Source organism: Candidatus Dechloromonas phosphoritropha, assembly GCA_016722705.1.
GTDB classification, from domain to species: domain Bacteria; phylum Pseudomonadota; class Gammaproteobacteria; order Burkholderiales; family Rhodocyclaceae; genus Azonexus; species Azonexus phosphoritrophus.
The window spans coordinates 84,785-97,528 of sequence record JADKGN010000005.1 but is presented as its reverse complement, the minus strand read 5'-3'; the positions used below and the strand labels follow the sequence as shown (position 1 = coordinate 97,528).

The following is a 12,744-nucleotide window of genomic DNA, read 5'->3' as shown; positions in this document are numbered from 1 at the left end:
ATGGTCCGATACTTCCATCTGACCAGCAAGCCAGAATCACGGGTGATCGGCCATCCTCTTCGTTAGGCAGCCCACGGACCACCGAATTTCAAGGTATCTGAAAAAGCTTCGGGAAGTTGGCAACATCTAGCGCCTGATTGACGCCCCCGCGAACACCTGCAAGGGTGATTTCCTTCCTTGTGCCAGCCATCTTGTCGCGTATCGTAACGAATTTGCAAGCTGATCCATGCCCTCGTCGCAATTTACAAGTCCCGTTCGAGCGCGATGCTAAACTGCGAGCACCATCCCGAACGCGCTCATTCGATGATCAAGTTCTGCACTCACTGCGGTGCTGGCCTCTCCTTCGAGATTCCCGCCGGCGACACCCTCCCCAGGCACGTCTGCTGCCGTTGCGGTCACGTTCATTATGAGAACCCACGGCTCATCGTCGGCTGCGTCGCAACCTGGGAGGGTCGTATTCTTCTTTGCCGCCGCGCCATCGAACCGCGACGTGGCTTCTGGACGGTGCCTGCCGGCTTCATGGAAAATGGTGAAACCACTGCCGAAGCGGCTTGTCGTGAAACACACGAGGAAGCTGGCGCACGGATCATTGTTGAAGCGCCATTTGCGATGGTCAGCATCGCGCATATAAATCAGGTTCATCTCTTCTATCGCGGCCATCTCACCACACCCGAGCACTCGGCCGGGGATGAAAGCCTCGAGGCTGCCCTGCTGCAGCCGAATGACATTCCGTGGGGTGAAATCGCCTTCCGCAGCGTAACCCACTGCCTCGAACACTACCTCAAGGATGCAGCAAAAGGTAGCTTCGGATTTCACGAAACGGCGCTTGGTCCGTTGAGTATAGCGACCTGATTACTCATCCAGGCGGTAGTGGATTGGCAGCGTCAGCGCAAACTGCCGGCCATGTGCGAATTCCGACCCAAACTGGACAGTCATTCCGACGGAACCTGGACACTGATTCCGAGGCAAACTGGACACCGATTCCGACGGAATCTGGACAGCCCAAAGTCATAACGTAGCACGCGGGATAACCGTGGCACCCTCAGCGCATTTGCCGAGGACCACATGGCGAATAGCAGGTTATCCATGCGCAAGATTTTTGAAGTATTACGGCTATCCGTTGCGGACGGTCGCAGTCACCGCGAGATTGCCCGGGCAGTCGATTCCTCACCGACCACGGTGGGGGAGATTCTCCGTCGGGCGAAACTGGCCGGATTGAGCTATCCGCTGCCGGCTGGAGTATCTGAAGCCGGCATCGAGGCGCTGCTCTACCCGCCGTCGGCGCCCTCGGCAACCCGTCGACCGGAACCCGACTGGGCCGGCGTGCAGCGGGAACTGCGCAGGAAAGGCGTGACGCTCGACCTGCTCTGGCAGGAGTACAAGAGCGAGCACCCGGACGGCTATCAATACAGCAGCTTCTGCGACCACTACCGAGTTTGGGCTGGGCGTTTGTCGCTCAGTCTGCGCCAGACCCACACACCCGGCGAGAAGTTGTTTGTCGATTACGCCGGCCCGACCGTTCCAGTCACCGACCCGCTGACCGGCGAAATCCGCCAGGCGGCCATCTTCGTTGCCGTCCTCGGCGCCTCGAATTACACCTATTGTGACGCCACATGGAGCCAGGCACTGCCGGACTGGATTGGCAGTCATGTCCGAGCACTGGAATTCTTCGGCGGTGTGCCGGCCATGCTGGTGCCCGACAATCTGAAGAGTGGCGTCAACAAAGCCTGCCATTACGACCCCGAGCTCAATCCCAGCTATCGCGACCTGGCCGTCCATTACGCCACCGCCGTCGTGCCGGCCCGGCCGTATCGCCCGAAAGACAAGGCCAAGGTGGAAGCGGGTGTTCTGCTCGTCGAGCGCTGGGTGCTTGCTCGCCTGCGGAATCAGCGATTCTTCAGCCTCAGTGAGCTCAATCGGCACATTGCCGAACTGATGCAGGCCCTGAATCGCCGCCCCTTCAAGAAACTGCCGGGGTCACGGGAAAGTGCCTTTGCCGAGATGGACCGCCCGGCCTTACGCCCGTTGCCGGAATCGCGTTACGAATTCGCCGAATGGAAGGTGGTGACGGTCGGTATCGACTACCACGTTGAAATCGCCGGCCATTACTACTCGGTGCCTTAGCGCTTCGCACGGCAGAAGGTCGATGCCCGCTTCACTGCAACGACAGTTGAAGTGTTCCACCGGGGAGGTCGCATCGCCAGCCATGTGCGCAGTTCGCTCAAGGGGCGACATACCACCGTCGACGCCCACATGACGCCGGCCCATCAATCCGTTCAGGGCTGGAATGCCCCTCGGCTGCTGGACTGGGCTGGCCGTATTGGGCCGCACACCAAAGCCGTCATCGAACATGTCCTGCATCAACGCCGCCATCCGCAACAGGGGTACCGCAGTTGCCTGGGCATTCTGCGTCTATCGAAGGCTTACAGCGAGGACCGTCTGGAGGCGGCGTGCGAGCGGGCCGTCGACATCAACGCGCTGTCCTACGGCAGCCTGAAATCCATCTTGAAGCATGGCCTGGACATCAAGCGCCTGACGGCAACGGCCCAGACCGCTCTCCCCCTGGATCACGCCAACGTGCGTGGTCCGCATTACTACCACTGACCTGAAAGGAAACATCTATGCTCCATCACCCGACCGTGGACCAACTGCACCAGCTCCGCCTGACCGGCATGGCCAAGGCTTTAGCCAGCCAAGCACAACAAGCCGACATCAGCCAACTCGCCTTCGAGGAACGCCTTGGCCTTCTGATTGACAGTGAACTGGCCGAGCGCGAATCCCGGCAGAACGCCGCTCGCCTGAAACGGGCCAAATTGAAACAGGCGGCGACACCGGAGGATGTCGATTTCCGCCATCCGCGCGGTCTTGACCGGGCCTTGTTTGCCCGTCTGATGACCGGGCGCTGGGTCGGCGACCACCAGAATGTGTTGATTTGCGGGCCAACCGGCGTCGGCAAGACCTTCCTTGCCTGCGCCCTGGCCAATCAGGCATGCCGTCAGGGGCGTTCTGCCTTCTATGTGCGCTTGCCACGCCTGTTGCCGGCACTGGCTATCGGTCGTGGGGATGGCAGTTATGCCAAGACGCTGGCGCAGTTGGCCAAAACCGACGTCCTGCTGATTGATGACTGGGGGCTAGCACCACTGACCGATGAAAGTCGGCGTGACCTGCTCGAAATCTTCGATGACCGGCACGGCACGCGATCAACCATCATTACCAGCCAGTTGCCCGTGAAGCATTGGCATGAGGCCATCGGTGACCCGACGCTGGCGGATGCGATTCTCGACCGTTTGGTGCATCAGGCACATAGCCTCAACCCTGATGGCGAATCGCTGCGCAAAAGGAGCAAACCGGAATGACCCGAGGCCACCCCATGTGCCCCCGCACACGCTTACCGAGTTACCCACCGCCGGCCGCCAGCCAGCCTGCTATGGAAGGAGCGCAGTCTGCCGGCCGACCGTGGATAACTCTCCATGGCGCGACAAAAACTTGACCCCCATGACATCAACAGAGTAAAAACCAAAAACCCCGCGTCGCTACGCTCCGACTGTCCAGTTTGCTCCGGAATGCGTGTCCAGTTTGGCTCGGAATCGCTGTCCAGATTCGTCGGAATACGCACCATGCAGGCTGTCGGGCATCGCGGCCGTACTTACAGCCTGCCCGACAAGGTCCAGTGCAGCCTGGTCGAGTACATCGAAGCCGCTGGATTGACTGAGGCTGACAACCGGAACGCTAACCCCGGCAACCGTATTGACGACCACCACGACGACCCCTTCCCATCCGCGCTCCCTCGCTCCTCGCGGATAATCCTTGAACCGTCGCGCCTCGCGAGCGAGGTTCAGTCGATACTGGCGCACACCGTCCGCACTGACATCTTCGGCCTGGAGCGCAGCCGGGCTCACAGTTTGAGGCATAGTGCCGGAAGTGACAGCGGCCCGCTCGGTTACCGCGACATCATCTGTTGCGGTCGACCGTGAAAAGGACGGCAAAACCGGGGATCGCTTTTCGACTCCGGACTTCGCAAGCACCTCGGCTGCAGTACGCACCTGTTTCTCAGAAGGCGGCGCAAGGCTTTCGTAAGGGAGCGTCCGCTGCTTCTCGCGCGGCACGGAAATCAACAGGGCTTCGATGGCCTGGCTGGCGGAATGGCCGGGTGGCTCCGGACGCAGAAGCGCATTGCGGAACGGCAGCAGCACGGCGAGATGGATTACGATGGAGACTAGGAGCGCCCTTCTCATCACCCCGTTCATTTCGCAATTTCTAATCCATCAAATACGAACCCCCGAGGGCAGTACCGAACGGGGGATAAAGCCCACTTCGCAAAGCGGCAGTCAGGCAGTGGTTACTTGCCCAGTTTACGGATCTCTTCGTCCATTTTCTTCTTGTACATTCTCGTCATGAATACCCCCATCAAGATCATGAAGGTAATACCTGCGACAGTCATCAGGCCAAAATCACTAGAAAACAACAGTTCCCAAGCCATAATCTACCTCCCATTAACAGAACAACAAATTTAATTATCCGAGCGTGACACGATGGGCAACTGGTCTTCGGCGTCCGCTTGCCACTCCCCTTGCAATCGCCATTTTCCGGATGGATCCTCGATCGACACATACCAGCGACCGCTTACATCAGCACTCAAAACGCCGCCATAGAAGCCTTGGCCCTCGGATGTCATCTTTACCATCTGATCCTGTCCGGCGCGGGTTGGGTGCGACAACTTGAGCACCAACATCTCTGGAAGCACTGCATCGTGATCAGCCCTGACCAGCAAACGAACCTGCTGTCCAGAACGCATGAAGTCAGCATGCAGACCAAGATCCTTTGCGTAATGGTCGCGTTGCAAGCGCTGATTGATCGTCATCCCCTGCTTGTAATAGTCGTCGGTAACCAGCCCATCATTGCTGGCAATCGCCAACCACAGGGTCACGAAACCGGCAACGACTACGGTTCCCGGGCCAGCCATCAATATCCACGGCCACGGTTCCTTGTACCAGGGTTTGCTGTCGCTTCGCAGTGTCATTGAGGTACTCATGTCAGGGCATCAGGAAAGAGGCCTTTTCATGAACCGCGATCTTGTCGTTGTTCTCGGCCTTGATATCGAAATAAATGGTGTTGGCGCCCTTCTTTCCCGATTCGGGCGGAACGCGCACCACGACGGTGACTTCCTGGTTCTCGGCGCTGCCGACGCTAACGATGCGCTCACCGGCAAGTTCGATCCCGTCCATGCCCTCAACCGAGAGTGTGTAGCGCTTGGGCTCTTCAGTCGTATTCATGATTTTAAGGTTGTAGACGTTTTCGATACGTCCGTCATCTGCTTCGCGAGCCAGCAGGGAGCGGTCACGGATCACGTCGACCTTGAGCGGTACGCGCATCGCCAGTGACCATGCCGACGCAACGACAATACCGATCAGGATTACTGAATAAAGAATGATTCGCGGGCGGACGAGGTGAGCCAGCACTTCCTTGGAGGTCCAGTGCTTGGCCAAAGCATTTTCGGTCGTATAGCGGATCAGACCACGTGGCAGGCCAACCTTGTCCATGACCGGGTCGCAGGCATCGATACAGGCACCGCAGCCAATACATTCGTACTGTTGCCCATTGCGGATATCGATGCCAGTAGGGCAAACGACAACGCACAATCCGCAATCGACGCAATCGCCCAGCCCGGCAGCCTTGACATCGACACCCTTACGCCGCGCACCGCGTGGCTCACCACGCTCAGGATCGTAGGTGATGACCAAGGTATCCGGATCGAACATCACGCCCTGGAAACGTGCATAGGGACACATGTACTTGCAGACCTGCTCGCGCAAAAAGCCGGCCTGCATGTAGAAGAAACCAGCGTAGAAGAAGGTCCAGAACAGTTCCCATCCGGAAAGGTCGAAAGGCAACGCCGCAATGAGTTCGTGGACCGGCGTGAAGTAGGCGACGAGTGTGAAACCGGACCACAGCGCAATGAGAATCCAGAGCGTGTGCTTGATTGCCTTCAGGGCGAACTTGCGGCCCGTCATCGGCCCCTTGTCCAGTTTCATCCGCCTTGAACGATCGCCTTCAAGCCTGTTCTCGATCCACATGAAGATTTCCGTGTAGACCGTCTGCGGGCAGACATAGCCGCAGAAGAGTCGCCCGGCCACCGCCGTGAACAGGAACAGGGCGTACGCCGAAATAATCAGCAGCAGCGCCAGATAGAAGACGTCCTGCGGCCAGAGGACAAGGCCGAACAGATAGAACTTGTGCTCGACGATGTGGAAAAGCACCGCCTGCCGACCATTCCACTCAAGCCACGGCAAGCCGTAGAAAAGAATCTGGGTGAACCAGACGAAAGCCCAGCGCCAAGTATTCCACCAACCCTTGACGTCGCGGATGTAGACCTTCTTGTGCTTCTCGTAGAAAGAAACTACTGCCGGCGCGGGTGCTGGCTTCTCTTTCGTGTTCCCGGTGGGTTCCATGATCCCTGTATCCAAATCCGAATGCGCTAGAGGATCAATCTTGCGGGAAATTCGGGAACGCCATGTTGATATAGATCAGTATTTACTAATATCTTACTTGGCACTAAAAGGGGCAGTTGCCCGCCCCGTTTAACCGAAATTAATGGGTTCCGTGACTCAGGCTATAGATGTATGCAACCAGCACCTGCACCTTGCCTTCGCCGAGGAATTCCTTCCAGGCGGGCATCTTGTTCTGACGACCGCCGGCGATGGTCTCGGTGATAGTCGCCTCGGACGAACCGTAGAGCCAGACCTTGTCAGTCAGGTTCGGGGCACCAATCGCTGCCATACCCTTGGCATCCGGACCATGACAACCCACGCAACCGGCAGAGGTGAACGCTTCCTTGCCCTTTGCCGCGCGCACCGAATCGTTTGGCAGGCCGGAAAGCGAACGGACATAGTTCGCCAAATCCTTGATGGTGTCGGCACCGAGCTGCACATGCGGAGGCATCACACCCATGCGGCCTTCGTCGATAGTCTGCTTGATCTGTTCCGGTTCGCCGCCATACAGCCAGTCAGAATCGGTCAGGTTGGGAAAGCCCTTGGCACCACGCGCGTCCGCACCGTGACACTGCATGCAGTAGGTCAGATAGAGGCGCTTCCCGGTTTCCATCGCCTGCTTGTCGGCGGCGACCGCCTTGACGTCCATGGCAAGGTACTTGTCGTACATCGGCTGAATGGTGGCATCCATGCGCTCACGTTCGATCTTGTACTGGCCAACTGATGTCCAGCCCAAGATTCCCGGGAACTTGCCAAGACCCGGATAGAGTACCAAATATACCAGTGAGAAAATCACCGTGATGACAAACAACCAACTCCACCACCTGGGCATCGGGTTGTTGTATTCCTCCAGGGTTTCATCCCAGACATGACCCATGGTCTTGCCCGGGGTGAACTTCGCCTTGCCCTGCATGTAGAGAAGAAGCGCACAGGCGAAAATACTGGCCAGCACAATCACAATCACATACATGTTCCAAAAACCGCTAACGAAATCGCTCATTTGCTTTCCTCTTTTCAGCGAGAATGCGGCGCCTTTGACGCCGCATCCTGATCATCGTCTTCCGCGAACGGCAAGTTGGCAGCCTCATCGAACCCCTTCTTGCTGCGTTTGCTGTAGGCCCACCAGACGATCCCCAGGAAGCAGAGCAACCCGGCAACCGTGATGATGGAACGGAGATCGTTGATGTCCATGGCTTATTGTTTCATTGAGCCCAGTGCCGTACCCATGCCTTGCAGGTAGGCAATCAGAACGTCCATTTCCGTCATGTCACCGATCGCAGCCTTGGCGCCTTTGATATCCTCATCGGAATTGGACGGGATACCGCGAACATTGGCGTAATAGCGCATCAATTCCATCTTCTTCTCGACGTCGGCACCGACGCTATCCTTGGCCTTGGTATTGGCCAGGAAGGCAAACGCAGGCATGTTGGACTCGGGAACCACGTCGCGTGGATTGGTCAGGTGAGCACGTTGCCATTCATCAGAATAACGACCGCCGACACGATGCAGATCCGGCCCGGTACGCTTCGATCCCCACTGGAACGGGTGATCGTAGACAAACTCTCCGGCGACGGAATAGTGGCCGTAACGCTCGGTTTCCGCACGGAAAGGACGAATCATTTGCGAGTGGCAGAGGTAACAACCTTCGCGAACATAGACATCACGACCGACAAGCCGAACCGCATCGTAGGGCTTTACCCCTTCGATCGGCGTCGTCGTCGATTTCTGGAAGAAGAGCGGAACGATTTCGAGCAAGCCACCGACGCTGACGGTCAAAAAGGTCAGGACGATAAGCAGGCCAACGCTTTTTTCAATTTGTTCATGCTTTAGCATTGTTACTTCCCCCTAATCAGGCGTGATGGCCAGCCGGAACGATCACCGGCATATCCTGAGTCCGACCGCCTGCCATGGTCTTGAACATGTTGTAGGCCATGATCAGCATGCCGGTCAGGAACAGAACGCCACCCAGCCAGCGGATCGCCCAGAACGGGTAGGACCCCTTGACCGATTCGACAAAGCTGTAAGCCAGCGTACCGTCAGCATTCACGGCGCGCCACATCAGACCCTGCATGACGCCGGCGATCCACATAGAGGCGATGTAAAGCACGGTACCGATGGTGGCGATCCAGAAGTGAACCGTGACCAGCTTGACGCTGTACATCTCGCTCTTGCCGAAGAGCTTCGGCAGCAGGTAGTAGATGGAACCGATGGAAACCATGGCCACCCAGCCGAGCGCACCGGAGTGCACGTGACCGATGGTCCAGTCCGTGTAGTGCGACAGCGCATTGACAGTCTTGATCGCCATCATCGGACCTTCAAACGTCGACATGCCGTAGAAGGACAGCGACGTGATCAGGAACTTGAGGATGGGATCGTCGCGCAGTTTGTGCCAGGCACCGGACAGAGTCATGATGCCGTTGATCATGCCACCCCAGGACGGCGCCAGCAGAATCAGCGAGAAGACCATGCCGACTGATTGCGTCCAGTCAGGCAGCGCGGTGTAGTGCAGATGGTGCGGGCCCGCCCACATGTAGGTAAAGATCAGTGCCCAGAAGTGCACCACGGACAGACGATAGGAATAAACCGGACGTCCGGCGGCCTTCGGCACAAAGTAGTACATCATGCCCAGGAAGCCTGCGGTCAGGAAAAAACCCACAGCATTGTGACCGTACCACCATTGAACCATCGCATCCTGAACACCTGAATAGACCGGGTAGGACTTGGTCAGCGAAACCGGCACTGCAGCGTTATCAACCAGGTGCAGCAGGGCAACGGCGATGATGTAGGCGCCGAAGAACCAGTTGGCCACATAAATGTGGGAAACCGTTCGTTTGGCGATGGTCCCGAAGAAAACAAAGGCGTAGGAAACCCAGACCAGCGTGATCAGGATATCGATTGGCCATTCCAGTTCGGCGTATTCCTTGCTCTGAGTAATACCCAGCGGCAAAGTGATCGCCGCCAACACGATGACAAGTTGCCAGCCCCAGAAGGTGAAAGGCACCAGCGGACCACCCCATAGTCGCGCATGGCTGGTGCGTTGAACAGTCCAATAAGACGCTGCGAACAGGGCGCAGCCACCAAACGCAAAGATCACCGCGTTGGTGTGCAGCGGACGCAGTCGGCCAAAATGCAGGAAGCCCATATTGAGCTCCGGCCAGACCAGCTGAGCAGCAATGATGACACCGACCGACATGCCAACAATGCCCCAGATGACGGTCATGACGGCGAACTGCCGGACGACCTTGTCGTTATATGTGGTTTGCGATCCAGACATGAACCCACCTCTCGTTGAAGAAAAGACTGAATGACCACTCCGTGAACCGAGGGTGGCACATAGAACCGGATGGTATTGTAGAACAGGCGGGGGGATTTGACCTAGATCAACGTCCAGATTATCTAGGTCAAATTAGTCCGAAGGGCGTAGCAATCCGGCAAATCCGGCTTGCGTAGGCGGACAAAAAAAGGGTGCGTCGTAACGCACCCCAACCCCAACAGAGAATCGCCATGAAACACTCACTTCACATGATTCGATTATTCATGCACCGTCCTAGCCAGGCGTTGACAAAGGTCAACTTTTCTCCGGTTTGTCGCTCTGTTCCACGCCCGGTTGCGGAATGTCCGGGCCGTCGTCATCCATTAGTATCCTGAACCCTGGGCCTTCCAGATCGTCGAACTGACCGCTGCGGACCGACCACCAGAAGATCACCGCAATCACGAAGACGAGGATCACCGAGATCGGGATCAGCAGATAGATGCTTTCCATCAGTCCGTTTCCATGCGCTGAATGCGCAGCGAGTTGAGCACGACCAGCAGCGAACTAGCCGACATGCCGATCCCCGCTAGCCACGGTGTGACATAACCGGCGATGGCCAAGGGCAGGGCAACGAAATTGTACGCGAATGCCCACCACAGGTTCTGCCAGATGATGCGCAGCGTCATCATTGCGCGCCGCAAGCCGTGGCGCAGGTGGTCAAGATTCTCGGAAAGGAGCACGAAGTCGGATTGGGTACGCGCCAGTTGTGCGCCCCCCCCCATGGCCACCGACACCTGCGCCCGAGCTAGGACCGGCGCATCATTGACACCGTCCCCGATCATCGCCACCACTGCGCCGCTCGCTTGCAGCGCCGTGACACAGTCATGCTTGCCCTGTGGCGTCACGCCGGCGCGAACGTCGGTGATGCCCAGTTGGTCGGCAACCCGCCGCGCCACCGCCGGCGCATCCCCGGTCAGCAGCAAGACCTTCTTTCCGGCAGCACGCAGATCCGCAACCAGGGCCGCCGACTCGGGACGGAGTTCGTCGCCCATCCGGAACAGAGCCAGGCAGCCGGTTGCATCCGCCAGCGCAACGACGGTGTCGCCGCTGTCAAACCAGGTGGCAGCCGAATCCGGGAGAGTGCTGACGCCGAGGCGCAGGGCATAGGCGGGACGCCCGATGCGGCAATGCCGCCCGGCGACTGTAGCCGAGATCCCCTGCCCGGGCTCGACAACGACATCCGCCGCCAGCGGCAGCGCTGCACCGGCCACCCGGCGCAGCGCTGCCGCCACCGGATGTTCGGAACTTTGCTCGAGGGCAGCGGCAACCACCAGACACTCTTCCTGCTCCAGCGCTCCCAACACGGCCACATCGACGAGGTGCATGCGCCCGGTGGTCAGCGTCCCGGTCTTGTCGAAGACGAAATGCGTTGCCTGGGCCAGCGTCTCGATGGCGTGCCCGCGTGTCACCAGCAGGCCATCCTTCGCCAGTGCGCCGGCCGCGACCGTCAGGGCGATCGGTGTCGCCAGCGAAAGGGCGCAGGGACAGGTCACAACCAGAACCGACACCGTGATCCACAGGGCACGCGATGGATCGACGAAGTACCAGCCCACCGCGACCGCGGCAGCGACGAAGAGCAGCGTCGCGACAAAATAGCTGGCGATACGGTCTGCCAGTTCGACGATGCGCGGCTTCTCGGCTGCGGCGCGCTCCATCAGGCTGATGATGGCGGAAAGTCGCGTGCCCGTGCCGACCTGCTCCACCTGTACGACCAGCGGACTCTCGGCGTTGATCGTGCCGCCGGTTACCGGTTCGCCCGGCGATTTCGGCACTGGCCGGCTCTCACCGGTGAGCAGCGCCTCGTCGGCGCAACTCACGCCTTCGACGACCCGGCCATCGGCCGGCACGATGTCGCCAGCTCGCACCAGCACGTAGTCACCGGTGCGGAGGTCGGCGACTACCCGCTGTTCGGTGTTGCGGTCGACCGGGAAATTCGGCATTTTTTGCGCAAAGGCCGGCAGCAGTCGGGCCAGTGCCTCGGTCACGCTGACCGCCTTCTGGCGCGCCGTCATTTCCAGATAGCGACCGCCGAGCAGGAAGAAGACGAACATGGTCACCGAATCGAAATAGATCTCGCCCGCCTGCATGAACGTCGCCCAGCAACTGGCGACGAAGGCCGTGCCGACGCCGAGGGCCACCGGAACGTCCATGCCAACCCGGCGCAACCCGAGATCGCGCCAGGCATTGCGGAAGAACGGCGCCGCGGAATAGAAGACTACCGGCAGGGTCAGCAGCAGGCTGGCCCAGCGCATCATGCTCTCGACATCGGCGGTCATGTCGCCGTCGGCGATGTACATCGGAAAGGCGTACATCATCACCTGCATCATGCCGAAGCCAGCCACCCAGAGGCGCCACAGCGCGTCGCGCCGCTCCTTGCGCGAGATTTCCTCATTCTTCGCGGGGTCGTAGGGATAGGCGCGGTAGCCGATGGCGGCGATCGCTCCCAGGATATCGGAGAGCCTGATCCGCGACTCGTTCCAGCGCACCCGTGCCCGGCGCGTCGCATAGTTGATGTCGACCGCCGTGACGCCAGGCAACTTGCCGACATGCTGCTCGTTGAGCCAGATGCAGGCAGCGCAGGTAATCCCCTCGAGAATCAGCGACGCTTCGCGCTCGTTTTCCCCCAACTCCTTGACGAAGCTCTTCTGGAAATCGGCGTGATCGTACAGCGCCAGTTGCTCGAGGATGGCCGGCATCGCCTCGCGCGGCGCTTCCGGCAACGAATCGCGGCTGCGGTAGTAGTCCTCGAGCCCGTTGGCGACTATCGATTGCGCTACGGCCTGGCACCCGTGGCAGCACATCGGGCGTTCTTTGCCGGCCACCGCCACCGACAGTTCGACATCGTCCGGAATCGGCTGGCCGCAGTGATAACAGGGAGCTTCAGGCATGCAAATGAGAAAAGGCGCCGCAGTGCCTTTCCGGTCCAGGAGGCGGAGCCGCAGT

General features: G+C 59.1%; 12 protein-coding genes and 1 pseudogene. 3 read left to right on the top strand and 10 right to left on the bottom strand.

The features are described 5' to 3' along the window. The first annotated feature begins 306 nt into the window (after positions 1-306). From IPP03_20005 to IPP03_19995, 3 genes and pseudogenes are all read left to right on the top strand, one after another. Positions 307-852: an NUDIX hydrolase gene (locus IPP03_20005; protein MBL0354816.1), complete on the top strand. Its 546-nt coding sequence runs from the start codon at positions 307-309 to the stop codon at positions 850-852. A 213-nt stretch (positions 853-1,065) separates the two neighbouring features. Next, positions 1,066-2,604, top strand: a pseudogene (locus IPP03_20000) (IS21 family transposase). A 17-nt stretch (positions 2,605-2,621) separates the two neighbouring features. Further along, complete coding sequence (locus IPP03_19995; GenBank protein MBL0354815.1) at positions 2,622-3,356, top strand: ATP-binding protein; 735 nt, start codon at positions 2,622-2,624, stop codon at positions 3,354-3,356. 177 nt (positions 3,357-3,533) lie between these two features. On the opposite strand, the gene IPP03_19990 is transcribed toward IPP03_19995, so the two are convergent. From IPP03_19990 to cadA, 10 genes are all read right to left on the bottom strand, one after another. After that, positions 3,534-4,235: a TonB family protein gene (locus IPP03_19990; GenBank protein MBL0354814.1), complete on the bottom strand. Its 702-nt coding sequence runs from the start codon at positions 4,233-4,235 to the stop codon at positions 3,534-3,536. Positions 4,236-4,339: 104 nt separating this feature from the next. Further along, positions 4,340-4,483, bottom strand: a complete 144-nt coding sequence (locus tag IPP03_19985) for a DUF3149 domain-containing protein (protein MBL0354813.1) — start codon at positions 4,481-4,483, stop codon at positions 4,340-4,342. A 27-nt stretch (positions 4,484-4,510) separates the two neighbouring features. Beyond that, positions 4,511-5,032, bottom strand: coding sequence for a FixH family protein (locus tag IPP03_19980; protein MBL0354812.1), 522 nt, complete (start codon positions 5,030-5,032; stop codon positions 4,511-4,513). Position 5,033: 1 nt separating this feature from the next. Further along, on the bottom strand, positions 5,034-6,449 hold the full coding sequence (gene ccoG, locus IPP03_19975) for a cytochrome c oxidase accessory protein CcoG (protein MBL0354811.1): 1,416 nt from the start codon (positions 6,447-6,449) through the stop codon (positions 5,034-5,036). 139 nt (positions 6,450-6,588) lie between these two features. Next, positions 6,589-7,488, bottom strand: coding sequence for a cytochrome-c oxidase, cbb3-type subunit III (ccoP, locus tag IPP03_19970; GenBank protein ID MBL0354810.1), 900 nt, complete (start codon positions 7,486-7,488; stop codon positions 6,589-6,591). Between the two features lie 14 nt (positions 7,489-7,502). Beyond that, positions 7,503-7,679 (bottom strand): cbb3-type cytochrome oxidase subunit 3, encoded by a 177-nt coding sequence (locus IPP03_19965; GenBank protein MBL0354809.1) that lies wholly within the window; start codon positions 7,677-7,679, stop codon positions 7,503-7,505. Between the two features lie 3 nt (positions 7,680-7,682). Further along, the gene (gene ccoO / locus IPP03_19960) at positions 7,683-8,321 is read right to left on the bottom strand and encodes a cytochrome-c oxidase, cbb3-type subunit II (protein MBL0354808.1); all 639 of its coding nucleotides are present in this window, start codon (positions 8,319-8,321) and stop codon (positions 7,683-7,685) included. Between the two features lie 16 nt (positions 8,322-8,337). Next, complete coding sequence (ccoN, locus tag IPP03_19955; GenBank protein MBL0354807.1) at positions 8,338-9,762, bottom strand: cytochrome-c oxidase, cbb3-type subunit I; 1,425 nt, start codon at positions 9,760-9,762, stop codon at positions 8,338-8,340. Positions 9,763-10,056: 294 nt separating this feature from the next. Then, positions 10,057-10,251, bottom strand: coding sequence for a cbb3-type cytochrome oxidase assembly protein CcoS (gene ccoS, locus IPP03_19950; GenBank protein ID MBL0354806.1), 195 nt, complete (start codon positions 10,249-10,251; stop codon positions 10,057-10,059). Beyond that, positions 10,251-12,689: a cadmium-translocating P-type ATPase gene (gene cadA, locus IPP03_19945; protein ID MBL0354805.1), complete on the bottom strand. Its 2,439-nt coding sequence runs from the start codon at positions 12,687-12,689 to the stop codon at positions 10,251-10,253. Before cadA ends, ccoS begins: the two co-directional genes overlap by 1 nt. Positions 12,690-12,744 lie beyond the last annotated feature (55 nt).

What these genes read in the sequence shown, in the direction of transcription:
- IPP03_19995 (MBL0354815.1), top strand. Translation starts at nt 2,622, where the DNA reads ATGCTCCATCACCCGACCGTGGACCAACTGCACCAGCTCCGCCTGACC.
- IPP03_19990 (MBL0354814.1), bottom strand. Translation starts at nt 4,235, where the DNA reads ATGAGAAGGGCGCTCCTAGTCTCCATCGTAATCCATCTCGCCGTGCTG.
- IPP03_19980 (MBL0354812.1), bottom strand. Translation starts at nt 5,032, where the DNA reads ATGAGTACCTCAATGACACTGCGAAGCGACAGCAAACCCTGGTACAAG.
- ccoG (MBL0354811.1), bottom strand. Translation starts at nt 6,449, where the DNA reads ATGGAACCCACCGGGAACACGAAAGAGAAGCCAGCACCCGCGCCGGCA.
- ccoP (MBL0354810.1), bottom strand. Translation starts at nt 7,488, where the DNA reads ATGAGCGATTTCGTTAGCGGTTTTTGGAACATGTATGTGATTGTGATT.
- IPP03_19965 (MBL0354809.1), bottom strand. Translation starts at nt 7,679, where the DNA reads ATGGACATCAACGATCTCCGTTCCATCATCACGGTTGCCGGGTTGCTC.
- ccoO (MBL0354808.1), bottom strand. Translation starts at nt 8,321, where the DNA reads ATGCTAAAGCATGAACAAATTGAAAAAAGCGTTGGCCTGCTTATCGTC.
- ccoN (MBL0354807.1), bottom strand. Translation starts at nt 9,762, where the DNA reads ATGTCTGGATCGCAAACCACATATAACGACAAGGTCGTCCGGCAGTTC.
- ccoS (MBL0354806.1), bottom strand. Translation starts at nt 10,251, where the DNA reads ATGGAAAGCATCTATCTGCTGATCCCGATCTCGGTGATCCTCGTCTTC.
- cadA (MBL0354805.1), bottom strand. Translation starts at nt 12,689, where the DNA reads ATGCCTGAAGCTCCCTGTTATCACTGCGGCCAGCCGATTCCGGACGAT.